We start from the raw sequence: 21,659 nt of genomic DNA, 5'->3' as shown, positions 1-21,659 counted from the left end.
GTGAAGCTCGAAACCCTGAAAGAGCTGAATGCCGAGCGCGCCGCGCGGCGCCCGGTGATCGTCGTCACCGATACCGCCAATGGCGAGCAGCGGCTGGTGAAGGCAAAGGACTTTGCCACCGATCCGCTCAATGCCGAGCTTTCCAAAGCATTGCGCATGGGCAAGAGCACCAATGTCGAAGTCGGCGGCAAGAAGCTGTTCCTCAACGTCTATGCGCCGACCGCAAAGCTCGTGATCATCGGCGCCGTCCATATCAGCCAGGCCTTGGCGCCGCTGGCGCGGTCGCTGGATTATGACGTCACCGTCGTCGATCCGCGCACGGCATTTGCGAGCCCCGAACGTTTTCCTGACGTGCCCCTGGTCGCGGAATGGCCCGACGTCGCACTGCCGCCGCTCAATGTCGATCACTACACGGCTTTCGTCGCGGTGACGCACGATCCCAAGATCGACGATCCTGCGCTGCTGCATGCCTTCGAGCGCGAGTGCTTCTATATCGGGGCGCTCGGTTCGCGGAAGACGCATGCCAAGCGCGGCGAACGGCTGCGCGCCCAAGGCGCGAAGGAAAGTGACATCGCGCGTATCCATGCGCCGATCGGACTCGACATTGGTGCGGTATCGCCGTCGGAGATCGCGGTCGCCATCATGGCGGAGATCACCGCGACGCTGCGGTTGCCGCCGAAAGAGAAAGAAGTTGCAGCATGAAGTTCGGGCCTGCCAGTCCGCGTGACGCGATTGGCGGCGTCACCGTTCACACCCTGCGGCAGGGATCGCTGGTGCTGAAGAAGGGCACCACGATCGGCCCTGCCGAAGTGGAGGCCTTGGATAAGGCCGGGGTGAAGGAAATCGTCGTCGTGCGGCTCGATGAGGGTGACGTCTCCGAAGATGTTGCCGCGGCCAGCATCGCGCAGGCCATTGCCGGCGACGGCGTCAATGTCGAGCGCGCCTTTACCGGCCGCGCCAATTTGTTCGCGGGACGCGCCGGCGTGCTGGTGGTCGACCGTGCCGCGGTCGATCGCATCAACGGCGTCGACGAGGCGATCACGCTCGCGACGCTGACTGCGTTCAAGCCGGTGGTCGAAGGCGAGATGATCGCCACCGTCAAGCTCATTCCTTTCGGCGTCGAAGCGAGCTTGCGCGACGCGGCGGTCGCCGTCGCCGCGCGCGAGACGCTGCGGGTTGCGCCTTACGTCATCAAGAAGGTCGGCATCGTCTCGACGATGCTGCCGGGCCTGTCGCCAAAGGTGATCGAGAAGACGCTCCGCGTGACCGCCGAGCGGCTCGCCCCCGCGGGCGCCAGCATTATCGCCGAGCGCCGCGTGCCGCATGAGGAGAAGGCCCTGGCCGCCTCGATCAAGGAATTGCTCGCGCTTGGCGCCGAACTCGTGATCGTGTTCGGTGCTTCCGCGATCGCGGACCGGCGCGACGTGATCCCGGCCGCGATCACCGGGATCGGCGGCGCGGTCGAGCATTTCGGCATGCCGGTCGATCCGGGCAATCTGCTCCTGATCGGCAGCGCGGGGAAGGTGCCGGTGCTGGGTGCGCCGGGCTGCGCGCGCTCTCCGGTCGAGAACGGATTTGACTGGGTGCTGATGCGCCTGCTTGCGGGGATCAAGGTCACGCGGGCCGAGCTCACCGGCATGGGCGTAGGCGGGCTCTTGATGGAGATCGTGACGCGGCCGCAGCCGCGCACGGGCTCCGACACCGAAGGCAATCGCAACGTCGCCGCCATCGTGCTCGCCGCCGGCCGTTCGACGCGGATGGGCGGCCCCAACAAGCTGCTTGCGGAGATCGACGGCAAGAAGCTCGTGCGTATCGCGGCCGAGCAGGCGCTGGCGTCGAAGGCCTCCGAGGTGATCGTCGTCACCGGCCATCAGGCCGAACTGGTCGAGCAGGCGCTGCAGGGGCTGAAGGTGAAATTCGTGCGCAATCCGGATTTCGCCGGCGGGCTCGCGAGCTCGGTGAAAGCGGGTGTCTCCGCGGTATCCGACAGCGTCGACGGCGCCGTGATCTGCCTCGGCGACATGCCGCTGATCGACGCGTCCTTGATCGATCGGCTCATCGACACCTTTGCACCCGACCGCGGCCATTTGATCGCGGTGCCCGTCAGCGAAGGCAGGCGCGGCAATCCCGTGCTGTGGTCGCGGCGCTTCTTCAAGGAATTGATGACGCTCGACGGCGACATCGGCGCGCGCCACCTGATCGCCAAGCATGCCGAAGCGGTAGCCGAAGTGCCCGTCGACGGCCAAAGCGCCTTCCTCGACATCGACACCCCGCAAGCCCTCGAAGCCGCGCGCGGCGCGTGAACTCTTTCCGTCGTCCCGGTCAAGCCCGGGACGACGGATGATGGAGTCGTGGCGCTCTCTCCACGTCGTTGCGAGCGAAGCGAAGCAATCCATCTCGCCGCTTGTGGAGGCATGGATTGCTTCGCGGAGCCTGTCATCGGGCGCGCGTTCGCGCGATCCGTTGGCTCGCAATGACGGTCGCGGTGATTTGCTTCTCTCTCAACCTCCCGTTCACCAAGTGGAAACGTCCGGCGGCTAGAGTTCCGCCGGCTGTCTGGGGGATGGGGAAAGTGATTGTCTCGACGAGGCGCGCGCAACGCCGCGCGCTGTTCATTCTTGCGCTGACGTTGCTGTTGGCACTAACGCGTTTCATCACCGAGAGCTGGGCGGCGGGCGCATTTGCGGTTGGCAAATGCGGCGCCTACGGTCAGGCCTATGACTATCCCGCCGAAGCAGAGGCGCGCGCCGCGGCGCTGAAGCAGTGCAAGGGCGAATGCACCACCGTCACGATGAAGCGGGCCTGCGCTGCGCTCTCCATCGACATGATGAATCCCTGCGGCGCCCACGGCTACGCCGTGGAGCCGAAGATCTCGCGCTCGCTGAACGCCGCCACGCGCAAGTGCTATGAATATGGCGGCAAGGAATGCGTGATCCGCGCCTGGGCCTGCGACGCCAAAGGTTAGCGTGGCCGTTGTAGCGTCGTAGCCCGGGTGGAGCGTCAGCGTAACCCGGGGGCGCTCGAGCCGCTGGTACAGTTTCCCGGGTTGCGCTTGGTTCCACCCGGGCTACAACTTGTCGCAGTTGTCATCGCGCTGACACACGCGCACATTCGGCGCGCCCTTTGATACCGATCAAAGGGCGAGAGGGTGGTCACCGCTAGTCTGCTTTCCAAAGCGAAGGAGTAGACAGATGCCGACCATGAAAGCCGCTGTTGTCCGAAATTTTGGCAAGCCGCTCGAGATCGAGAATGTGCCGGTGCCGGAACCGGGGCCGGGCGAAGTTCTGGTCAAGGTGAAAGCCTGCGGCGTGTGTCACACCGATCTTCACGCCGCGTCCGGTGACTGGCCGGTGAAGCCGGTTCCGCCGTTCATTCCCGGCCATGAAGCTGCCGGCATCGTCGCCGCGCTCGGCCCCGGCGTGACTAATCTGAAGGTCGGCGACGCCGTCGGCGTCGCCTGGCTGCACGATGCCTGCATGCGCTGCGAATATTGCGAGACCGGTTGGGAAACCCTGTGCGAGCACCAGCACAACACCGGCTACAGCGTGAACGGCGGCTTTGCCGAATATGTCATCGCATCGGCCGCCTTCGCCGCGCGATTGCCGGCTAATGTCGATTTCGCAAAGGTGGCGCCGATCCTGTGCGCGGGTGTCACGACCTACAAGGGACTGAAGGAGACCGAAGCGCGGCCCGGCGAGTGGGTCGTCATCTCCGGCGTCGGCGGCCTCGGCCATGTCGCGATCCAGTATGCCAAGGCGATGGGGCTCAAGGTTGCCGCGGTCGACATCGCCGAGGACAAGCTGGAGCTCGCTCGCACCACCGGCGCCGATCTCGCCGTCAACGCGCTGTCTGACAGGGCGGTGGAGAAGGTGCTGGCATCGACCGGGGGAGGGGCGCACGGCGTACTGGTGACGGCGGTGTCGACGGCTGCGTTCGCGCAGGCGCTGGGGATGGTCCGGCGCAAGGGCACGGTCAGCCTCGTCGGCCTGCCGCCCGGTGAATTCCCGACGCCGATCTTCGACGTCGTCTTGAAGCGCATCACCGTGCGCGGCTCGATCGTCGGTACCCGCCGCGATCTCGACGAAGCCATCGCCTTCGCCACCGACGGCAAGGTGCACGCCGAGATCACCAAGGTGCCGCTGGAGAAGATCAACGACATCTTCGACCGGATGAAGTCCGGCAAGATCGACGGCCGCATGGTGCTGGATTTCGCCTAAGTCCCATCCTTGTCATTCCGCGGCGCGAGCCCGGAATCCATCAGGCCGCGGGAGCAAGCGGAAGAATGGATTCCGGGCCTGCGCCTTCGGCGCATCCCGGAATGACGAGGAGCGTTCCGTGTTCTTGACAATGACTGACCAGTCAGTCATTATTTGAGCATGAAGCACCGCCCCAAACCATCCGCTCCGCCCAAGGCGCGCCGGACCGCCAGCAGGGCGGCGCGCGCCAAGGTGTCGAAAGTGGTCTCGCCGAAGATCGCGGGCAGCGGGGCGAACCGCGCCGAGCGCGCGGCGGAGCGGCGGGCTGCGATCGTGGAGGCGGCGATGGAAGAGTTCGTCGCGCGCGGCTTTGCCGCGACCCGGCTCGACGATATCGCCAAGCGCGCCGGCGTCGCCAAGGGCACGATCTACCTGTACTTCAAGGACAAGGAATCGATGTTCGAGGAATTGATCCGGACCGCGCTGGTGCCGCTGATCGACCGCATGGCGTCGCCGGCGCCGCTGCATGGATCAGTGCGCGAGGCGGTGGAGGGCTTTGCGCAAATGTTCATCCGGGAGGTCGCTTCGACATCGCGCGGCGACATCGTGCGCCTGATCGTCAGCGAGGGGCCGCGCTTTCCGGAAATCGCCGATTTCTATTTCCGCGAAGTGGTCTCGCGCGGGATGGCCGGCATGCGCGCCTTGATCGAGCTTGGGATCACGCGCGGCGAGATCCGCAACAAGGAATTGGCGCGCTATCCGCAGATCATGATTGCGCCGGCACTGATCGCGGTGATCTGGCAGAGCATGTTCAGCCGGCATTCGCCACTGGATGCGATCGAGATGTTTCGCGTCCATCTCGATCTGATCTTCGGCGAGCGGAGGACGACATGACTTCGTCGCGCCTGGCGAAGATCCTGGCGATGGTGGCGCTGGCGGCGGCGCTGGCCGGCTGCCAGGAGCGGCGCGATCCCGGCTTCCAGGGGTGGGTCGAGGCCGACATGATCTTTGTCAGCCCGGATGAAGCCGGCCGCGTGGTGAAGCTCAACGTGCGCGAAGGCGACGAGGTGAAGGTCGGCGATCTCCTTTACTCCGTCGACGATGATCTGCAGCAGGCCGATCTCAACCAGAACAAGGCGACGCTTGCCAACGCGCAGCAGACCTATGACCGCGCCGCTTCCTTGAGAGGGACAGGCGCGGGCACGCAGGCCAATCTTGACGCCGCCGTCTCGGCGCTGCGCGTGGCCGAAGCGAAGGTCAACACGTCGGAGACGCGGCTGGCGCGGCGCAAGGGCTTTGCGCCGGTCGCCGGCACCATCCAGCAGATCTATTTCCGCGAGGGCGAGATGGTGGCGGCGCAGCGGCCGGTGCTCTCGATCATGCCGCCGGGCAACATGAAGCTGCGCTTCTTCGTGCCCGAGGCCGAACTGCCGAAGCTCTCGATCGGCGACCAGGTGCGCGTCGTGTGCGACAATTGCGCTGTCGATCTCACCGCCAAGATCTATTTCATCGCGACCACGGCTGAGTACACGCCGCCGGTGATCTACAGCCTCGATGAGCGCAACAAGCTGGTCTACCTGATCCAGGCGCGGCCGAGCCGGCCCGATGCCTTGCGCGTCGGGCAGCCGATCAGTGTCTATCTCAATCCGAAGACGCCGGTGGCGGATCGGCGATGAGCACGGTCGCGAACCATACGGCTGAGATCGCTATCGATGTCCATGGCCTGACCAAATCGTTCGGCGGCCGCGAGGTCGTGCATGATCTGTCGATGCAGGTCAGGCGCGGCACGATCTACGGCTTCCTGGGGCCGAACGGCAGCGGTAAGACCACGACCATCCGCATGCTCTGCGGCCTGCTCACGCCCGACAGCGGCAATGGCACCTGCCTCGGTTACGATATCCGCCGCGATGCCGACCGCATCAAGCGCCTGGTCGGCTACATGACCCAGCGCTTCAGCCTGTACCAGGACCTTTCGGTGCGCGAGAATCTGGAATTCGTCGCGCGGCTCTACGGCATGCCTGACGCACGTAGTGCGGCGCGCGAGATGATCGGGCGCATTGGCTTGAGCGGCCGGGAGGAGCAGCTTGCCGGCAATCTCTCCGGCGGCTGGAAGCAGCGGCTTGCGCTCGGCGCTTGCACGCTGCCCAATCCGAAACTTCTGCTGCTGGACGAACCGACCGCCGGCGTCGACCCCAAGGCGCGGCGCGATTTCTGGAACGAGATCCACGCGCTCGCGGCCGAAGGCCTGACCGTGCTGGTCTCCACGCACTACATGGACGAGGCCGAGCGCTGCCATGAGATCGCTTACATCGCCTATGGCCATCTCCTGGCGCATGGGAGGGTGGAAGAGGTGATCGCGGGCTCGGCGCTCTCGACCTATACGGTGACCGGCGACGATCTCAACGTTCTCACCGCCGAGCTCGCCGGCAAGGGCGGCATCGACATGGTGGCGCCGTTCGGCACCAGCCTGCATGTGTCCGGCCGCGACAAGGCGGCACTGGACACGACCGTTGCGTCCTATCGCGATGATCCGCGCTGGCACTGGCAGGACAGCGAGCCGTCGCTCGAAGACGTCTTCATCGATCTCATGGGGCGTTCCAAGGATAATTTCCAAGGATAATTTCCAATGAGCGCGATCGACGCAGTCCATCCTATGGTCGAGACGAGGGAGCCGGCCTTCGGCTTCTGGCGACGCAGCTATGCGATGCTGGTGAAAGAATTCATCCAGCTTCGCCGCGACCGCGTCTCCTTCGCCATGATCGTGATGATCCCGGTGATGCAGCTTTTGCTGTTCGGCTACGCCATCAACACCACGCCTCGGCATCTGCCGACGGCGGTGTTGATCCAGGAGGACAGCGATCTCGGGCGCTCGATCCTGAAGGCGATGGAGAACACCGCCTATTTCCGCTTCACCCGGGAAGTGCACGATGTCGCCGAGTTCGACGACCTCCTGAAGTCCGGCAAGGTGCTGTTCGGTGTCGAGATCCCGCGCGGCTTCGAGCGCGCGGTCAGGCGCGGCGACAAGCCGGCGCTATTGGTCGCCGCCGACGCCACCGATCCGATCGCCTCAAGCGCGGCGCTCGGTGCGCTCGGCGCCCTGGTGCAGACCGCGCTGGAGCACGATCTGCACGTCGGCGATCCCCCGGACATGCCGTTCGAGATCAGGACGCACGCCCGCTACAACCCCGCCGCCGAGTCGCGGCTCAATATCGTGCCCGGCCTGGTCGGCACCATCCTGACCATGACCATGCTGATCTTCACCGCGCTGTCGGTGACGCGCGAGATCGAGCGCGGCACCATGGAGAGCCTCTTGTCGATGCCGATCAAGCCGGTGGAGGTGATGTTCGGCAAGATCATTCCTTATGTCATTGTCGGCTTCATCCAGGCGTCACTGATCGTCGGCATCGGCGTGTTGCTGTTCGGGGTACCGATCCTCGGCAGCGTGCTGCTCCTGGCGGCGCTGACCACGCTATTCATCACCACCAACCTGTCGATCGGCTATACGTTCTCCACCATCGTGCAGAACCAGTTGCAGGCGATGCAGCTTTCGATGATGTTCTTCCTGCCGAGCATCCTGCTCTCCGGCTTCATGTTTCCGTTCGCGGGCATGCCGCTATGGGCGCAATATCTCGGCGAGGGCCTGCCGCTGACGCATTACGTCCGCATCGTCCGCGCCATCATGCTGAAGGGCGCCGGCCTGGCCAACCTTCAATACGACACGATTGCACTCATTGTCCTGATGCTGGTGGCGATGACGATCGCCGTGACACGCTTCCGTCGCACGCTCGATTGAGGCAATATATCGATCTCAATTTATCCACGTCAGTCCGGGGCGATGAAGCATCGAACTATGATGTACGATAGTACATCAGGGAAGCGCGAGATTCCGGGTCCGGTCCTTCGGACCATCCCGGAATGACAGGCGGAGATAATGGCCGGTTTCTGGGGAAGGAAAAAAGAGGCGCAGGATTCGGCCGTATCGGCCGAATTCCACCAGATCTTGATGCGCGAGGTGATGACGACCGAGCTGCTTCGGATCAAGGCGCTGATCGGGACAGCGGTGCTGCTCGGTGTCATCGGTTTGGGCATCGACTTCTTTGCGCCCGAGGCCGTAAGCCGCGTCTGGCACGGCAATCTCAGGGTATCATTTCTCTTTTACATCACTGTGCCGTTCATTCTGTTCGAATTGTGGGTGCATGGTGCGATCACCCGACATATGCGCGGAGGGCGCGACCTGCCCGTGGTGCGGCGCTACATCGGCGCGCTGATCGAGACCTCGTTGCCCACGGTCGCGCTGGCGCTCCATATCGACAGCATGGGATCGGTCGCTGCGCTCGGATTCGCTGCGCCGTTTCTCTATTTCATCTTTATCATCCTCTCGACGCTGCGACTGGATTTCTGGCTCTCGACTTTCACCGGGTTCGTTGCCGCAGCTCAGTTGTTCTGTCTGGCGATGTTCTTTCATCCCGATGCCGAGCCGAACCTCTACTATCATGCGGCGCGCAGCTTCATCGTGCTGATCTGCGGCATGCTGGCGGGCGCGGTCGGCATGCAGTTGCGGCGGCAGTTCGAGGCCAGCATCGCGGCGGCGACGGCGCGCGACCGCATCACCGACCTGTTCGGCCAGCACGTCTCGCCGCAGGTGGTCGAACGGCTGATGACCGAGGGCGCGTCGACCGACAGCGATACCCGTCGTGTCGCGGTGATGTTCGTCGATTTCCGCAGCTTCACCGCGGGCGCGCGGACGCGCTCGCCGCAGGAAGTGGTCGAGCGGCTCGACCGTGCCTTTGCCGTGCTGGTCGATATCCTCGATCGCCACGGTGGCATCGTGAACAAGTTCCTGGGGGACGGTTTCCTCGCGCTGTTCGGCGCGCCGCTCGAAGCCGAGGACGCGGCGCATCAGGCGGTGGCCGCGGCACGCGAGATGCTGCTCGCCAACGAGCGCTTCAACGAGACCACGAGCTGGCCGCTGCGCATCGGCATCGCCATCCATATCGGCGAGGTCGTCGCCGGCAATATCGGCTCGCCCCGGCGCAAGGAATATACCGTGATCGGCGACACCGTGAATTTTGCTGCGCGGCTGGAGGCGCTCAACAAGGAGCTCAACTCGCAGTTCCTGATCTCGTCCGAAGTGCGCGAGGCGATCGGCGAGGCGGCTGGCGATGCAGTGCCGCGCGGCGAGGTGCCGATCCGCGGCTACGAGAAGCCGGTTGCGGTGTGGCAACTGGGATAGGAGGATTTCATGCAGCGTCGCTACATCACCGTTGATGTCTTCACCGACCGCGCGTTCGGCGGCAATCCGCTCGCCGTGGTGCTCGATGCCGCCGGGCTGTCGACCGCGCAGATGCAGGCGATCGCGACCGAGTTCAACTATTCCGAGACGACCTTCGTGCTGCCGCCGCAGGACAGCGCGAACGACGCGCAGGTCCGCATCTTCACGGTGCGATCCGAAATCCCGTTCGCCGGCCATCCGAATGTCGGCACCGCCTTCGTGCTGGCAACGCTCGCGGCCAAGCCGCCGGCGCGGCTGAGATTCGAGGAGAAGGCGGGGCTCGTGCCGGTCGAGATCCTGAGCGAGCAGGGCAGGGTCACGGGCGCCGAGCTCACCGCGCCGCAACCGCTGCAGCGGCTGTCGCGCGTTGATGTCGAACAGGCCGCGGCCTGCCTGTCGCTTTCGGCGAGTGACGTGAAGACGGACCGGCATCCACCGCAGACCGTCTCGGTCGGCCTGCCGTTCCTGATGGTCGAGCTCGCTTCGCGCGATGCGCTGAAGCGGGCACGTGCGGATGCTGGGGCCTTCGCGCGGACGTTTCCCTGCGACGGTTCGGATGCTGTCTATTTCTACACGCGCGACGTGCCCGCAAGCGAGCAGCCGCTCGACCTGCAGGCGCGCATGTTCCATCCGGGCTCGAGCGGCCTCTCCGAGGACCCTGCCACCGGCAGCGCGACCGCGGCCGCCGCCGCATTCCTTGCCGATCTCGACGAGAGGCGTGACGGTGAATTGAGATTGCGCATCGGCCAGGGCGTCGACATGGGCCGGCCGAGCCTGTTGCTCACCCGTGTTCGCAAGCAGGGCGGCACGGTGGCGTCCGTGCATGTCGGCGGCGGCTGCGTGAAGATGATGGAGGGGACGTTGGAGTTGGAGGGGGAGGGGTGAGATGCACCCTCTCGTCATTCCGGGGCGCGCGTAGCGCGAGCCCGGAATCCATTTCTCCGCTTGCGCTTGTGGCCCGATGGATTCCGGGTTCAGCCCTGCGGGCTGCCCCGGAATGACGGCGGTGGCTACACCTGCGGCGCTGCCAAATTCTCCACCTTCACGCCGTCGCGGTCCTCGATGATCTCGGCGATCATCTGGCGGTGACAATGCGTGTGGTCGCGCTCATAGCACATGAGGCACACCGGTCCGGCCTTCTTCACCAGCGACGACAATTCGTCGAGCTCTTCTTTTGCCTGCGACGTCTTCAGGTGCTTTCCGTAGATCGTGCGGAGAAGCTGGTGCTGGCCGCTGCGCGCGGCAAGGCGTCCCTCCTTGGGGGTGCCGAGCGCTGCGAGATGGATATAGGCGATGCCGCGCTCGTCGAGCGCCGCCGCAAGCTGCTTCTTGGAGAAGCCTGGCCGGCGGGATGAGGTGACCGCACGGACATCGACCAGAAGCTTCACCCCGGCATGCTCGAGCTCATCGAGCACCGCTTTGGGCGGTGTCTGCTCGTAGCCGATCGTGAAGAGCTTCTTGGCCCTGGCCATCCGGCGTCCAGTCACTTTACGCGCTCGATCAACTCCATCGCGCCGGCCGGCGCCCGCACTTTGCCTTCGTGGATCACATAGGCGAACACATCGCGCGGCGCCTTCTTCGGTTTTGTCTTCTCGACATGCGGCAAGTCGTCCGGATCGCCGCCGCCGGCCCATTCCTCGAACCGCTTGGCCCAGGCGTCGAGCTGCTTCGGCGGATAACAAGTCTTGATCTCGTCATTGCCCTTCTGCAGCCGCGCATAGACGAAGTCGCTCGCGACGTCGGCAATCGCCGGATATTTGCCGTGCTCGGCGAATACGACCGGCGTCTCGAACTCGCGGATCAGCGCGACGAATTCGGGCACGCAGAAACTGTCGTGCCTGACTTCGACCACATGGCGCAGCGCGCGGCCGTCGAGCTTGCGCGGCAACAGCTCGAGGAATTTGCCGAAATCGGCGCCGTCGAATTTCTTGGTCGGCGCGAATTGCCAGAGCACCGGCCCGAGCCGGTCGCCGAGTTCCAGCACGCCGGAATCATAGAACCGCTTGATGGAATCGCCAGCCTCCGCCAGCACGCGGCGGTTGGTCGCAAAGCGCGGGCCCTTCACGGAGAACACGAATCCATCAGGGACTTCGCTGGCCCATTTGCGGAAACTCTCCGGCTTCTGCGAGCCGTAATAGGTGCCGTTGATCTCTATCGAGGTCAGCTTCGATGCGGCATAGGACAGCTCCTTCGATTGCGCGAGCTTTTCCGGATAGAACACGCCGCGCCACGGCTCGAAGGTCCAGCCGCCGATGCCGATATAGATGCTGCCTGCAGTTTTCTTTGGGGCTTTGGCCACGAGAAGAACTCATCGTGAGGAGGGGACACCCCCGAGAGTAGTCAAATAAATCGTGATTGGCCAGTTGGCCGGCGGCAAGCTTTCCACGCTTATCGATCCAGGCCGTCCGCGCTAGGATAGCCAAAAAGGAGAACAACAATGCGCATGATGATCGCGGCCCTTCTGGTTCTGATATCCTCCGCCGCGATCGCCGATGACGATCTCGACGATGCGCACAAGCTCGCCGTGATCGGCCGCGACGCCTACTGGAATTGCCTCGCCCGCGAATATCCCCGCGACAGCAACAAGACCATGTCGGACCAGGAGTTCGCTTCCCTGATGGCGAGCGCATGTCCCTCGGAGCGGCAGAACTTCCGGGCCTCGCTGATCGGCTTCCTCACCGAGCAATTTCCGAACCAGGACGCGAGTGCGCATCTGGCCACCGCCAACCGCGCCATCGAGCTTGCGCAAAACGACATCATCACCGCTTTCGTCCGACGCAAGGCGGCGGCGAAATAGCAGGCAATAGGCCACCAGAGCGCCCCGGCCGTCATTGCGAGGAGCGATAGCGACGAAGCAATCCATGCCTCCGCAAGTGGCGCGATGGATTGCTTCGCTTCGCTCGCAATGACGGGGCAGGGAGCGGCGCCCATCGCTATTCCTTGGTTGCCATTGTTCGTGATATCAGCGACCCGTCAGGGTATGATCGGGCCAAGAGGGTGCTTGGCTGAGACCCTCCAGTTGCTGGGACAATCGGGTATGACATCGCAATCGGTCGGGGGCCTATTGGGCGCCATCGTCGCCGTCATCGTGTTGGGGGCGGCGGTCGTGTATGGGCCGATCGGGCAGATGGGCAAGCCCCCTAAGCCGCCCGCGGAGCAGCCCCCGGCTGCGGCGCAACCGGCACCGGCCGAGCCGGCCCCGAGGGGGCCGGTGATTCGGGAGGTGCCGAACTAGCGTAAGCGCCCCAGGAGCCCTTGCGGAAACGCATAGCGGTTCCTATCTAGCTTTTAACGGCGCCGTCGCAGCCTGCAAGGGCTCTGGCGCTGGGACGACCACGTAATAGCACGGCAGCGCCGGATGTACGCGCGCCTGTTGTTCGTGGTCGTTGGCATTTTTGGGCGTCCCCAGGCCCGTTTTCCCGCATTCCAGCCGGCGTTTAGGGCTTCCCGCGGCTTGGCGGCGCGGATATACGCTTGGCCGCCATGAATGACGCCATCAAACCGGGCCCCGAAATCCCGTCGCAGGCCGTTGGTTTGCCACTTCTTTCGGTTGTCGTCCCCACCTTCAACGAGCGTGACAATGTCACCGTCCTGTACCGGCGGTTGGAGACGACGCTCGCTGGTATCCCCTGGGAGGTCGTTTTCGTCGACGACAATTCCCCTGATGGAACCTGGGAGGTGGTGCGCGGCCTGGCGCGGCAGGATTCCCGCGTGCGCTGCCTCCGCCGGGTCGGACGGCGCGGGCTCTCGGGCGCCTGCATCGAGGGCATCCTCGCCTCCAGCGCCCCCTACGCCGTGGTGATGGACGCCGACCTGCAGCATGACGAGACGCAACTGCCGAAGATGGTCGAGCTCTTGCGGGACGGGAAGGCCGATCTCGTGGTCGGCAGCCGCTATATCGAGGGCTACCGCGCCGAGGGGTTCAACAAGCAGCGCGCCGGCGCCAGCGCGTTCGCCACCGAGATCGCGCGCCGCTTGCTGCGGGTCGATATCGCCGATCCCATGAGCGGCTTCTTCGCGATCCGCCGCGACCGCTTCGAGGAGCTGGCGCCAGACCTTTCGACCCAAGGCTTCAAGATCCTGCTCGACGTCGTCGCCACCGCCCAGGGCAAGCTGCGCGCGGTGGAGATTCCCTATACGTTCGGCTCGCGGCAGCATGGCGAGAGCAAGCTCGATTCCATGGTCGCGCTGGATTTCCTCGGCCTCGTGCTCGCGAAGCTGACGCATGACGTCATCTCGCTCCGCTTCGTGCTGTTCGGCCTGGTCGGCTCGCTCGGCCTGCTCGTGCATCTTGCCGCGTTATACGTTGCGCTGGAAGTATTCGGCGCGCCGTTTCCTGAAGCGCAGGCAACCGGCGCGATCGTCGCGATGACCAGCAACTTCGTCCTCAACAATTTCCTGACCTATCGCGACCAGCGGCTGAAGGGCTTTGCGATCCTGCGCGGCCTGTTGCTGTTCTACCTCGTCTGCAGCGTCGGCCTGCTCGCCAATGTCGGCGTCGCCTTCTCGGTCTATGACCAGGAACCGATCTGGTGGCTTGCGGGCGCGGCCGGCGCGCTGATGGGCGTGGTCTGGAACTACGCGATGTCCGGACTGTTCGTCTGGCGCAAGCGATGATTGGGACATGAATCCGAACGAGACGAGTCTCGTCCGCACGACCGTCGTAACCGTCGTCGGGCTCGTCCTGTTGCGGCTGCTCGCCGCCGCTCTTACGCCGATCACCTTCGACGAAGCCTATTACTGGATGTGGTCGAAGAGTCTCGCCGGCGGCTACTACGACCATCCGCCGATGGTTGCGCTGGTGATCCGTGCCGGCACGCTGATTGCCGGAGATACCGAACTCGGCGTGCGGCTGGTCTCGATCCTGCTGGCGCTGCCGATGAGCTGGGCGGTCTATCGCTCGGCCGAGATCCTGTTCGGCGGCACGCGCGTGGCGGCGAGCGCGGCGATCCTGCTCAACGCCACCCTGCTGGCCGCGGTCGGGACCATGATCGTGACGCCGGATGCGCCGCTTCTGGTTTCCGCAAGCCTCCTGCTGTTCGCGCTCGCCAAGGTGCTGGAGACGGGGCAGGGCGCATGGTGGCTTGCGGTCGGCGCTGCTGCCGGCGCTGCACTGCTGTCAAAATACACCGCGCTGTTCTTCGGCCCGGCGATCCTGATCTGGCTCGCCGTGGTGCCGAAGCTGCGGCGCTGGTTCTTGTCGCCCTGGCTTTACCTCGGCGGCCTTCTCGCGCTGTTGATGTTCGCGCCGGTCATCCTCTGGAACGCCGATCACCACTGGGTCTCCTTCATCAAGCAGATGGGGCGGGCGCGCATCGAGGATTTCAGGCTGGCCTTCATCGGTGAACTGATCCCGACCCAGATCGCGTTTGCGACGCCGCTCGTCTTCATCCTCGGTGCGATGGGGCTGCACGCGCTCGCGTTCCGCCGCACGGGCGCCTTCGCCTCGCGCCTGCTCGTCAATCTGATGTTCTGGATCATCGTGGTCTATTTCATCTGGCACTCGCTGCATGCGCGCGTCGAAGCCAACTGGTTCGCACCGGTCTATCCGCCCTTCATGGTCGCGGCCGCGGTAGCGGCGACGATGGTGCCGTGGGAGGGACGCTTTCAGCGGCTTGCCGATTTCTGCCGCCGCCGGGCGGCGCCGACCGGGATCGTGATGTTCGTGCTGCTGATCGTGCAGGCCAATACCGGCGTGCTCTCGCTCTATCGCCGCGATGCCACCGTGCGCAGCGTCGGCGTCGGCTGGCACGAGACGGCGGCGGAAATCGAAGCGGCGCGCGCACGTACTGGCGCGACCTGCGTGCTGGCGCCGGATTACGGCACCACGAGCTGGCTCGTCTTCTATCTGCCGAAGGGCACCTGCGTCGCGCAGCAGACCCAGCGATACCGTTGGGTCAACGCATCAGAGCCGAGCGCGGCGGAGCTTGCCGGAAAGCTGCTCTATGTCCATGAAATCAGGCCCGAGGATCCGCCGTTCCTGAAGGAGATGTTCTCCCATGTGGAGAGGATCGCCGAGGTGCAGCGCAAGCGCGGCCCGCTCGTGATCGAGAGCTACGCGCTGTATGTCCTGGAGGAACCGAAGGGCGACGTCTTCGATCGCTCGCCGCCGCCGGAACTGCAGTAGGGCTGGCCCCGTCATTGCCGGGCTTAACCCCGCAATCCATCATTTCAAGAGTTCTTTGAAGATCGATGGATACGCGGGTCAAGCCCGCGTATGACGATCGGCGCGGGCGATGCGAGTACGCAGAAATTTCCGGCCAGCATGTCGTCTTCGTGCCTCCGGAAACGTCTTCTACAGACATCGCCAACCAGCGAGGTTCCGTCATGACCAGTTCCATCCTGAAACCCGCCGCCGAACTCGCCGCCACCAACACCACGCGCCGCCCGAACGAGAGCGCGGACTATCGCCTGGCACGGCAGGCGCTGCTCGTCGAGGAGATCGAGCTGCGCCGCCAGATCGAGCGTGTCGCCGCGCTGCGCCGGGCCTTGCCGCCGGGCGGCGAGGTGACGAAGGCTTACGAGTTCGTCGGCGAGCGCGGCAAGGGCGGCTTTCCGGAGTTGTTCGGCGACAAGCAGACGCTCGTAATCTACAGCTACATGTTCGGGCCGCAGCGTGAGAAGCCGTGCCCGATGTGCACCTCATTCATGGGAACCTGGGAGGCCAAGCTGCCCGATGTCGAGCAGCGCATCGCCTTCGTGTTCGTGGCGCGCTCGCCGATCGAGCGTCTGGTCGCGGCGAAGCAGGCGCGCGGCTGGACGCGGCACAAGATCTTCTCGGATATGTCCGGCGACTACACGCGCGATTACGTCAGCGTTGATGATGCCGATATGCCCGCCTACAACGTCTTCACGCGGCGCGACGGCACCATCCGTCATTTCTGGTCGGGCGAGATGGGATCGAAGATGTCCGACCCGGGCCAGGACCCGCGCGGCGCGCCCGACATCGATCCGCTCTGGACCATCCTCGACACCACGCCAGAAGGCCGCGGCACGGACTGGTATCCGAAGTTGAGTTACTGAGCGCGCGACTTAGAAGCGAGCGACTCGGGCAGCGACTTGGGCAGCGACTTGGGCCGTCGAATCCCGCTTTGGGACAGCGATAAATCCTGCCTTATTTCCGCAAGATTCCGGGGTAATTCACAAGGAAATTCCCCGCCGTTCCTCACGCCCCAGATCTGCCCGCGTTTAATCCGCATTTAACTAAAAGTCGCCTTAATGACGCTTCGCGCCTCTGCGAGATGCTCCGGCGATTGTCCCGCACTCGCACACGAGGAAGAAGTGGAACTGTTCTGGACGCAAGGCGAATGAGTACGAGTACCGGTGCGTTTGGCTTTGCGGCGCCCTCCCGCAAAAAATCTTCCCGGAAAGTCCTCCCTCACCATTTCATCGGCAGCGCCGCGGTCGCGGCGCTCGTCGTCGGCTGCGCCTGGACCGTCTACACCAATATCTTCGCGGCGAACGTCTATCCCACGATGGGCGGTGCCGCCTATGAGACGCCCGCAGTGAACCGGGAGGCTGCGGTCGCCGCGCGTCCGACGCCATCCTTCAACGACGTGTTCGCGTCGTTGCCGCCACCGCCGCCGACCTTGTCGAAACCTGAGCCAAGCTCGGCTTCGATTATGTTTAACGAAAGGTTTGCGGCCGCCGCTCCGGAGGGCGTGGAGTCACGGGCGGCTGAGGCCGCGCCGCTCGCGGAAGCGCCGAAGGTTGCAGAAGCGTCGAAGCCGGCCGCCGCAGCCAAACTCGCCGAAGCCAAGTCAGGTGCTGCGCCGAAGGGGGTTGAAGCGGCGAAGAAGGAAGCGGCGACCTCATTGCAGGTCGCGCTCAACACGCCGGCCGCGCCGGTCGACACCAAGCCCGCGGCAAAATCGTCCGGCGTGCGCGACATGGCGGCGCGCGCCAAGGCGGCGGTGATGTCGATCGCCTCAGGCGAGAAGCAGTCGATCGTCGAAAAGCTCTGGGGCAAGCGCGAGTCTTCAGGCTCGCTGCTGTCGTTCGCATCTGCCGATGCCAACGTCACCGCCAGCATTCCCTCGACGCTGAGCCAGAACCCGATGAACGGCGGCTCGCCGCCCTATGACCGCCAGACCGCGGTCTATGACATCTCCGCCGCGACGGTGTATCTGCCCGACGGCACCAGGCTCGAGGCGCATTCCGGCCTCGGCTCCAAGATCGACGACGTCCGCTATGCGCATGTCCGCATGCAGGGCGTGACGCCGCCGCACATCTACGAGCTCAAGCCCCGCGAAGCGCTGTTTCACGGCGTGCCCGCGCTGCGCCTGACGCCGATCGGTGGCGAGGACAAGATCTACGGCCGCTCCGGCCTGCTCGCGCACACCTACATGCTCGGGCCCAACGGCGATTCCAACGGCTGCGTCTCGTTCAAGAACTACTATGCGTTCCTGGATGCGTACCGGAACAAGGGCATCCGCCGGCTCGCGGTGCTGGCGAAGGTGCAGTGACGCGCTGGTGCGTGAATGAGGTGCAAGCCCATCCCCGCGTCATTCCGGGGCGCGCGTAGCGCGAGCCCGGAATCCATTTATCCGAGAATTCAGCTCGCAATTTCCGGGTGAAGATCGATCCATTCGGATTCGTCTCCTCGATGAGCCGAATCTTCCAGTCTCTTCGCCACTTCTTCAATTCTTTCTCACGCGTGATGGCTGTAATCGGATCGTCGTAGATTTCAAACCAGACCAGCCTGTCGACCGCATATCGCTTGGTGAAGCCGGAGACCACCTTGGTCTTGTGCTCATGGATGCGGCGAATGATATCGTTGGTCACGCCGAGGTACAGCGTACCGTATGTCTTGCTTGCGAGTAGATAGACGTAATAGGCCATGCGTCCGCGGCGAAATGGATTCCGGGCTCGCGCTACGCGCGCCCCGGAATGACGAGAGGAGAGTCGATCCCTCGTCATTCCGGGGCGATGCGAAGCATCGAGCCCGGAATCCATTCATCCGAGAAGACAGGTCACAATTTCCAGGCAAAATCGATCCACTTCTAGACGCTCGCGTTTCGGCGGGGAACACAAAAGGCCGCGCTCAGGGCCGTGTTGAAGCTTGACAGTTCGAGAGGGCATTCTAGGCTATTTTCTATCCACGGGTGCGCTTCGACATTCTCCGCCAAGAGGGAGAGCTATGTACGCGCCGCGACGACAAATCGACAATCACAAGAGGGAGGACAAAACCGCTGCGCGAAGCAGGCGGGATGCAATTCTGATGACATGAAGACCAAAAATCAAAGGGGAGGAATCCAATGGCAATCGGTATCAAGTACCTTACGTGCGGTGCGGCATTCGTGCTGGCCGCTGTGGCTGTTGCGTCACCCGCATTGGCGATCGATCCGGCGCGCCTGCAGGCGGCTGAGCAGACGCCGAACGATTGGCTGACCTACCATGGCGGCTACAAGTCGTATCACTACAGCGCGCTCGATCAGATCAACGCTGATAACGTCAAGAATCTTCAGGTCGCATGGATCCATATGCCGGGTCGCTCGACGCGCGGCCTGCAGTCGATGCCGCTCGCTGCTGACGGCGTGCTGTACTATTCGGGCTCCTACAGCCGCGTCTACGCGCTCGATGGCGCGACCGGCAAGCTGATCTGGTCGTATTTCCCCGAGCTCGACGAACAACTGGTGGCGATGCAAACGCACTCGCCGTACAACCGTGGCGTCGCGCTCGGCGATGGCAAGGTGTTGGTCGGCACCGTCGACGGCCGTCTCATCGCGCTTGATATGAAAACCGGTAAGCCAGCGTGGGACACCAAGCTGGTCGATTCCAAGAAGCTCACCGTCGGCTTCACCGGCGCGCCGCTAGTGGTGAAGGACACCGTCATCATCGGCAGCCAGGGCGGCGAGTGGACCTCGCGTGGCCCGCTATTCGGCGTCGATATCAAGACCGGCCAGAAGAAATGGGAGTTCTTCACGGTCGCCGGCACCGAGGACGCCAAGGCGACCTGGGCCAATGAGTCCTGGCGCACCGGCGGAGGTGGCGCCTGGATGCCGGGCGGCTACGATCAGGAGACCAACACGATCTGGTGGGGCACGGCGAACCCCGCACCGCTGTACGACTGGTCCGGCGCGGATTGGCAAAAGAGCGGGCCGCGGCCCGGCACCAACCTCTACACCACCTCGGTCATCGCACTCGATCCCGATACCGGAAAGCTGAAGTTCTATCACCAGGAGCTGCCGCACGACGCCTGGGATTTCGATTCGGCGGTCGGTGAATTCCTGATGATCGACCGCGACGGTCGCAAGCTCGTCGTGCATCCGAACAAGGGCGGCTTCGTCTTTGTCTACGATCGCACCAATGGGAAAGTGCAGAACGTGTGGCGGCTCGCGAAGAACATCAACTTCGTGAAGGATATCGACCCAAAGACCGGCGAACTGATTGGTCGGCGCGATCTGTCGCTTGGCCAGACGAGCTCGCCGCTCTGCCCGGCGATCGCCGGTGGCATTAGCTGGAACGCGGGCTCCTACAACCCGAAGACCGGCCTCTGGTACAAGCTCGGACAGGAATGGTGCATGGACGTGGACGTGGTGAAGACCACGCCGATCACCGAGCCGATGGCGCAGCTCAACATCGGCGCCAACTTCAAGCTGGTCCCGCCGCCGGACGGTCCGGCGCGCGGACACCTCAGTGCCCGCGATCCCGTCACCGGCGACAAGAAATGGGAGGTCACCTTCAGCGAGCCGCCGCTCGCCAGTGTGCTCGCAACCGGCGGCAACCTGGTATTCGTGCCGGACTCGCGTGGCGTGCTGCACGCCCACAATGCCGAGACCGGGTCGGAATTGTGGTCGCATTATAATGGCGTCGGCCATAATGGCGGCATCATCAGCTACACCGCCGGCGGCAAGCAGTACATCGCGGTGCCGGCCGGATGGGGCGGCATGGTGGCCGATGAATTTCCGGCGCTGTTCGGCGAACCCTACAAGAGCATGCCGAAGGATGCCGGTGCGCTCGTCGTCTTTTCGCTGAAGTAACAACAATAAGAACGGGGAGGCGGTGGGGCGCCGTGGCGTCCCACCGCTGCAATCCTGATGCGAATGTCGAAATCAATCTTTCTCGCCACTGGCATTGCGCTGTTGTGGCAGTCCTCGTGGCCGTTGGGCGTCTGCGCGCAGCAAAGCCAGGCGCCTAACCGGGATCAGTCGGCCAAGGAGAGCGACATCGAGGGCGGCACCATGTTCGCGACCTCTTGCGGCTTCTGTCACCAGAACGGCGGCCGCGTCGCCGGCAAGGGACCGAAGCTCGCCGGCACGAAGCGCGACGATGATTTTCTCGCGGAGCGGATCAGGAAGGGCAAACCGGGCGCGATGCCGGCCTTCGGCGGCGCCTTTTCGGAGAGCCAGATCATGGCGATCGTGGCCTATATCCGGGCGCTCGAGGAGTGATGCCGGCAATGCGATTGGTCGTTCTCGCGAGCCTGCTGGCCTTGTGCGGCGCCGCCGACGCCGCGGCGCGCCCGCTTGACGCGATCCGGCAGCGCGGTGCGCTCACGCTCTGTGCGCATCCCAACGCGCTGCCGTTTGCCAGCAGGCAGGGCGACGTTCCGGGATTCCAGGTCGAAATCGCCAGGGAGCTGGCGAAGCGGCTCGAGGTTTCGCTGGAGCAGCACTGGGTCATCAACAGCTTTCAGTATCGCCGCGCCGATTGCGACGTCATCCTCGATGCGATCGCCGACCGCGCGGTGCTGGCAGAGGTGGGCTTACGCATGTCGCGGCCCTATCACCGCAGCGGCGTCGTGCTGGCGGTGGGACCGAACTCTACCGCGGCGTCACTGGCGGAGTTGGGATCGGAGCAGCGGGTCGGCGTGCAGGTCGGCTCGATCGTGTCCATGATGCTCGGCAAGCGAGGGGTCAAGGCGTCGCCGTTTGCGTTCGAGGATGACATCATGGAAGCTCTCGCCAAAGGCGAGATCGATGCCGCGGCGGTCACGCCCGCCACCATCGGCTGGTTCAACCACACCCATCCCGACGCACGCGTCCGCCGCATCCCGGCCTTCGAGGACGAGCCGGACCTGAACTGGAATGTCGCCGTCGGGATACTCAGTCCGGACGAGAAGCTGCGACAAGGCATCGACGCTGCGCTGGAGGCCTTGCTGGCCGACGGCACGCTCGCGCGAATCTACGCGCGCTACGACGTCGAGCTGCAGCCGCCGAAGTGAGTTGCGCTGCCAGAACGCTCGGTAT

At 64.3% G+C, this 21,659-nt stretch carries 22 protein-coding genes; 19 read left to right on the top strand and 3 right to left on the bottom strand.

Annotated elements, in window-relative coordinates:
• The 10 genes from AC5ZG5_RS24680 to AC5ZG5_RS24635 all read left to right on the top strand — a co-directional run bounded on the left by AC5ZG5_RS24680 (position 1) and on the right by AC5ZG5_RS24635 (position 10,353).
• Entirely contained in the window at positions 1-702 is a 702-nt protein-coding gene (locus tag AC5ZG5_RS24680) for an XdhC family protein (protein ID WP_456644429.1), read from the top strand.
• Positions 699-2,303 carry an NTP transferase domain-containing protein gene (locus tag AC5ZG5_RS24675; protein ID WP_130229682.1) on the top strand — a complete coding sequence of 535 codons (1,605 nt, stop codon included), beginning with the start codon at positions 699-701 and terminating at the stop codon, positions 2,301-2,303. The genes AC5ZG5_RS24680 and AC5ZG5_RS24675 overlap by 4 nt, the downstream gene beginning before the upstream one ends.
• A gap of 269 nt (positions 2,304-2,572) precedes the next feature.
• Positions 2,573-2,965 (top strand): DUF4189 domain-containing protein, encoded by a 393-nt coding sequence (locus AC5ZG5_RS24670; protein WP_456644428.1) that lies wholly within the window; start codon positions 2,573-2,575, stop codon positions 2,963-2,965.
• A 226-nt stretch (positions 2,966-3,191) separates the two neighbouring features.
• The gene (gene adhP, locus AC5ZG5_RS24665) at positions 3,192-4,217 is read left to right on the top strand and encodes an alcohol dehydrogenase AdhP (protein WP_028166333.1); all 1,026 of its coding nucleotides are present in this window, start codon (positions 3,192-3,194) and stop codon (positions 4,215-4,217) included.
• A 159-nt stretch (positions 4,218-4,376) separates the two neighbouring features.
• Positions 4,377-5,090 carry a TetR/AcrR family transcriptional regulator gene (locus AC5ZG5_RS24660; protein ID WP_456644427.1) on the top strand — a complete coding sequence of 238 codons (714 nt, stop codon included), beginning with the start codon at positions 4,377-4,379 and terminating at the stop codon, positions 5,088-5,090.
• Complete coding sequence (locus AC5ZG5_RS24655) at positions 5,087-5,872, top strand: HlyD family secretion protein (RefSeq protein ID WP_456644426.1); 786 nt, start codon at positions 5,087-5,089, stop codon at positions 5,870-5,872. Before AC5ZG5_RS24660 ends, AC5ZG5_RS24655 begins: the two co-directional genes overlap by 4 nt.
• Positions 5,869-6,816: an ABC transporter ATP-binding protein gene (locus AC5ZG5_RS24650; RefSeq protein WP_456644425.1), complete on the top strand. Its 948-nt coding sequence runs from the start codon at positions 5,869-5,871 to the stop codon at positions 6,814-6,816. Before AC5ZG5_RS24655 ends, AC5ZG5_RS24650 begins: the two co-directional genes overlap by 4 nt.
• Positions 6,817-6,822: 6 nt before the next feature.
• Positions 6,823-7,989: an ABC transporter permease gene (locus AC5ZG5_RS24645; RefSeq protein ID WP_456644424.1), complete on the top strand. Its 1,167-nt coding sequence runs from the start codon at positions 6,823-6,825 to the stop codon at positions 7,987-7,989.
• 138 nt (positions 7,990-8,127) lie between these two features.
• Positions 8,128-9,429, top strand: a complete 1,302-nt coding sequence (locus tag AC5ZG5_RS24640; protein ID WP_456644423.1) for an adenylate/guanylate cyclase domain-containing protein — start codon at positions 8,128-8,130, stop codon at positions 9,427-9,429.
• 9 nt (positions 9,430-9,438) lie between these two features.
• Positions 9,439-10,353: a PhzF family phenazine biosynthesis protein gene (locus AC5ZG5_RS24635; protein ID WP_456644422.1), complete on the top strand. Its 915-nt coding sequence runs from the start codon at positions 9,439-9,441 to the stop codon at positions 10,351-10,353.
• A gap of 125 nt (positions 10,354-10,478) precedes the next feature.
• On the opposite strand, the gene AC5ZG5_RS24630 is transcribed toward AC5ZG5_RS24635, so the two are convergent.
• The gene (locus AC5ZG5_RS24630; RefSeq protein WP_456644421.1) at positions 10,479-10,940 is read right to left on the bottom strand and encodes a DUF488 domain-containing protein; all 462 of its coding nucleotides are present in this window, start codon (positions 10,938-10,940) and stop codon (positions 10,479-10,481) included.
• A gap of 11 nt (positions 10,941-10,951) precedes the next feature.
• Entirely contained in the window at positions 10,952-11,767 is an 816-nt protein-coding gene (locus AC5ZG5_RS24625; protein WP_028166325.1) for a DUF72 domain-containing protein, read from the bottom strand.
• 138 nt (positions 11,768-11,905) lie between these two features.
• On the opposite strand from AC5ZG5_RS24625, the gene AC5ZG5_RS24620 reads away from it, so the two are divergent.
• From AC5ZG5_RS24620 to AC5ZG5_RS24595, 6 genes are all read left to right on the top strand, one after another.
• Complete coding sequence (locus AC5ZG5_RS24620; RefSeq protein WP_456644420.1) at positions 11,906-12,265, top strand: hypothetical protein; 360 nt, start codon at positions 11,906-11,908, stop codon at positions 12,263-12,265.
• A 240-nt stretch (positions 12,266-12,505) separates the two neighbouring features.
• The gene (locus AC5ZG5_RS24615) at positions 12,506-12,703 is read left to right on the top strand and encodes a hypothetical protein (RefSeq protein ID WP_028166323.1); all 198 of its coding nucleotides are present in this window, start codon (positions 12,506-12,508) and stop codon (positions 12,701-12,703) included.
• Between the two features lie 248 nt (positions 12,704-12,951).
• Entirely contained in the window at positions 12,952-14,085 is a 1,134-nt protein-coding gene (locus tag AC5ZG5_RS24610) for a glycosyltransferase (protein WP_456644483.1), read from the top strand.
• A gap of 7 nt (positions 14,086-14,092) precedes the next feature.
• Positions 14,093-15,595, top strand: a complete 1,503-nt coding sequence (locus AC5ZG5_RS24605; RefSeq protein ID WP_456644419.1) for a glycosyltransferase family 39 protein — start codon at positions 14,093-14,095, stop codon at positions 15,593-15,595.
• Positions 15,596-15,795: 200 nt separating this feature from the next.
• Positions 15,796-16,491 carry a DUF899 family protein gene (locus AC5ZG5_RS24600; RefSeq protein WP_456644418.1) on the top strand — a complete coding sequence of 232 codons (696 nt, stop codon included), beginning with the start codon at positions 15,796-15,798 and terminating at the stop codon, positions 16,489-16,491.
• 284 nt (positions 16,492-16,775) lie between these two features.
• Positions 16,776-17,933, top strand: a complete 1,158-nt coding sequence (locus tag AC5ZG5_RS24595) for a DUF2778 domain-containing protein (RefSeq protein ID WP_456644417.1) — start codon at positions 16,776-16,778, stop codon at positions 17,931-17,933.
• Here AC5ZG5_RS24595 and AC5ZG5_RS24590 read toward each other — a convergent pair.
• A complete protein-coding gene (locus AC5ZG5_RS24590; protein ID WP_456644416.1) occupies positions 17,854-18,309 on the bottom strand; it encodes a GIY-YIG nuclease family protein in 456 nt (151 codons plus the stop codon). The genes AC5ZG5_RS24595 and AC5ZG5_RS24590 overlap by 80 nt on opposite strands.
• 416 nt (positions 18,310-18,725) lie before the next feature.
• Here AC5ZG5_RS24590 and AC5ZG5_RS24585 point away from each other — a divergent pair, with 416 nt between their 5' ends.
• From AC5ZG5_RS24585 to AC5ZG5_RS24575, 3 genes are all read left to right on the top strand, one after another.
• Positions 18,726-20,450, top strand: a complete 1,725-nt coding sequence (locus AC5ZG5_RS24585; protein ID WP_456644415.1) for a pyrroloquinoline quinone-dependent dehydrogenase — start codon at positions 18,726-18,728, stop codon at positions 20,448-20,450.
• A 63-nt stretch (positions 20,451-20,513) separates the two neighbouring features.
• Positions 20,514-20,861, top strand: a complete 348-nt coding sequence (locus tag AC5ZG5_RS24580) for a c-type cytochrome (protein WP_456644414.1) — start codon at positions 20,514-20,516, stop codon at positions 20,859-20,861.
• Between the two features lie 8 nt (positions 20,862-20,869).
• Positions 20,870-21,634 carry a substrate-binding periplasmic protein gene (locus tag AC5ZG5_RS24575; RefSeq protein WP_456644413.1) on the top strand — a complete coding sequence of 255 codons (765 nt, stop codon included), beginning with the start codon at positions 20,870-20,872 and terminating at the stop codon, positions 21,632-21,634.
• Positions 21,635-21,659: the final 25 nt, after the last annotated feature.

Source organism: Bradyrhizobium sp. Ses1 (assembly GCF_059512365.1).
Note: the sequence above shows the minus strand (reverse complement) of the source record. Positions and strands in the feature narration are given on the sequence as shown.

Excerpts from the sequence above, each read along its gene's own strand:
- AC5ZG5_RS24675 (WP_130229682.1), top strand. The coding sequence starts at position 699 with ATGAAGTTCGGGCCTGCCAGTCCGCGTGACGCGATTGGCGGCGTCACC.
- adhP (WP_028166333.1), top strand. The coding sequence starts at position 3,192 with ATGCCGACCATGAAAGCCGCTGTTGTCCGAAATTTTGGCAAGCCGCTC.
- AC5ZG5_RS24660 (WP_456644427.1), top strand. The coding sequence starts at position 4,377 with ATGAAGCACCGCCCCAAACCATCCGCTCCGCCCAAGGCGCGCCGGACC.
- AC5ZG5_RS24655 (WP_456644426.1), top strand. The coding sequence starts at position 5,087 with ATGACTTCGTCGCGCCTGGCGAAGATCCTGGCGATGGTGGCGCTGGCG.
- AC5ZG5_RS24650 (WP_456644425.1), top strand. The coding sequence starts at position 5,869 with ATGAGCACGGTCGCGAACCATACGGCTGAGATCGCTATCGATGTCCAT.
- AC5ZG5_RS24645 (WP_456644424.1), top strand. The coding sequence starts at position 6,823 with ATGAGCGCGATCGACGCAGTCCATCCTATGGTCGAGACGAGGGAGCCG.
- AC5ZG5_RS24640 (WP_456644423.1), top strand. The coding sequence starts at position 8,128 with ATGGCCGGTTTCTGGGGAAGGAAAAAAGAGGCGCAGGATTCGGCCGTA.
- AC5ZG5_RS24635 (WP_456644422.1), top strand. The coding sequence starts at position 9,439 with ATGCAGCGTCGCTACATCACCGTTGATGTCTTCACCGACCGCGCGTTC.
- AC5ZG5_RS24630 (WP_456644421.1), bottom strand. The coding sequence starts at position 10,940 with ATGGCCAGGGCCAAGAAGCTCTTCACGATCGGCTACGAGCAGACACCG.
- AC5ZG5_RS24620 (WP_456644420.1), top strand. The coding sequence starts at position 11,906 with ATGCGCATGATGATCGCGGCCCTTCTGGTTCTGATATCCTCCGCCGCG.
- AC5ZG5_RS24615 (WP_028166323.1), top strand. The coding sequence starts at position 12,506 with ATGACATCGCAATCGGTCGGGGGCCTATTGGGCGCCATCGTCGCCGTC.
- AC5ZG5_RS24610 (WP_456644483.1), top strand. The coding sequence starts at position 12,952 with ATGAATGACGCCATCAAACCGGGCCCCGAAATCCCGTCGCAGGCCGTT.
- AC5ZG5_RS24605 (WP_456644419.1), top strand. The coding sequence starts at position 14,093 with ATGAATCCGAACGAGACGAGTCTCGTCCGCACGACCGTCGTAACCGTC.
- AC5ZG5_RS24600 (WP_456644418.1), top strand. The coding sequence starts at position 15,796 with ATGACCAGTTCCATCCTGAAACCCGCCGCCGAACTCGCCGCCACCAAC.
- AC5ZG5_RS24595 (WP_456644417.1), top strand. The coding sequence starts at position 16,776 with ATGAGTACGAGTACCGGTGCGTTTGGCTTTGCGGCGCCCTCCCGCAAA.
- AC5ZG5_RS24590 (WP_456644416.1), bottom strand. The coding sequence starts at position 18,309 with ATGGCCTATTACGTCTATCTACTCGCAAGCAAGACATACGGTACGCTG.
- AC5ZG5_RS24585 (WP_456644415.1), top strand. The coding sequence starts at position 18,726 with ATGGCAATCGGTATCAAGTACCTTACGTGCGGTGCGGCATTCGTGCTG.
- AC5ZG5_RS24580 (WP_456644414.1), top strand. The coding sequence starts at position 20,514 with ATGTCGAAATCAATCTTTCTCGCCACTGGCATTGCGCTGTTGTGGCAG.
- AC5ZG5_RS24575 (WP_456644413.1), top strand. The coding sequence starts at position 20,870 with ATGCGATTGGTCGTTCTCGCGAGCCTGCTGGCCTTGTGCGGCGCCGCC.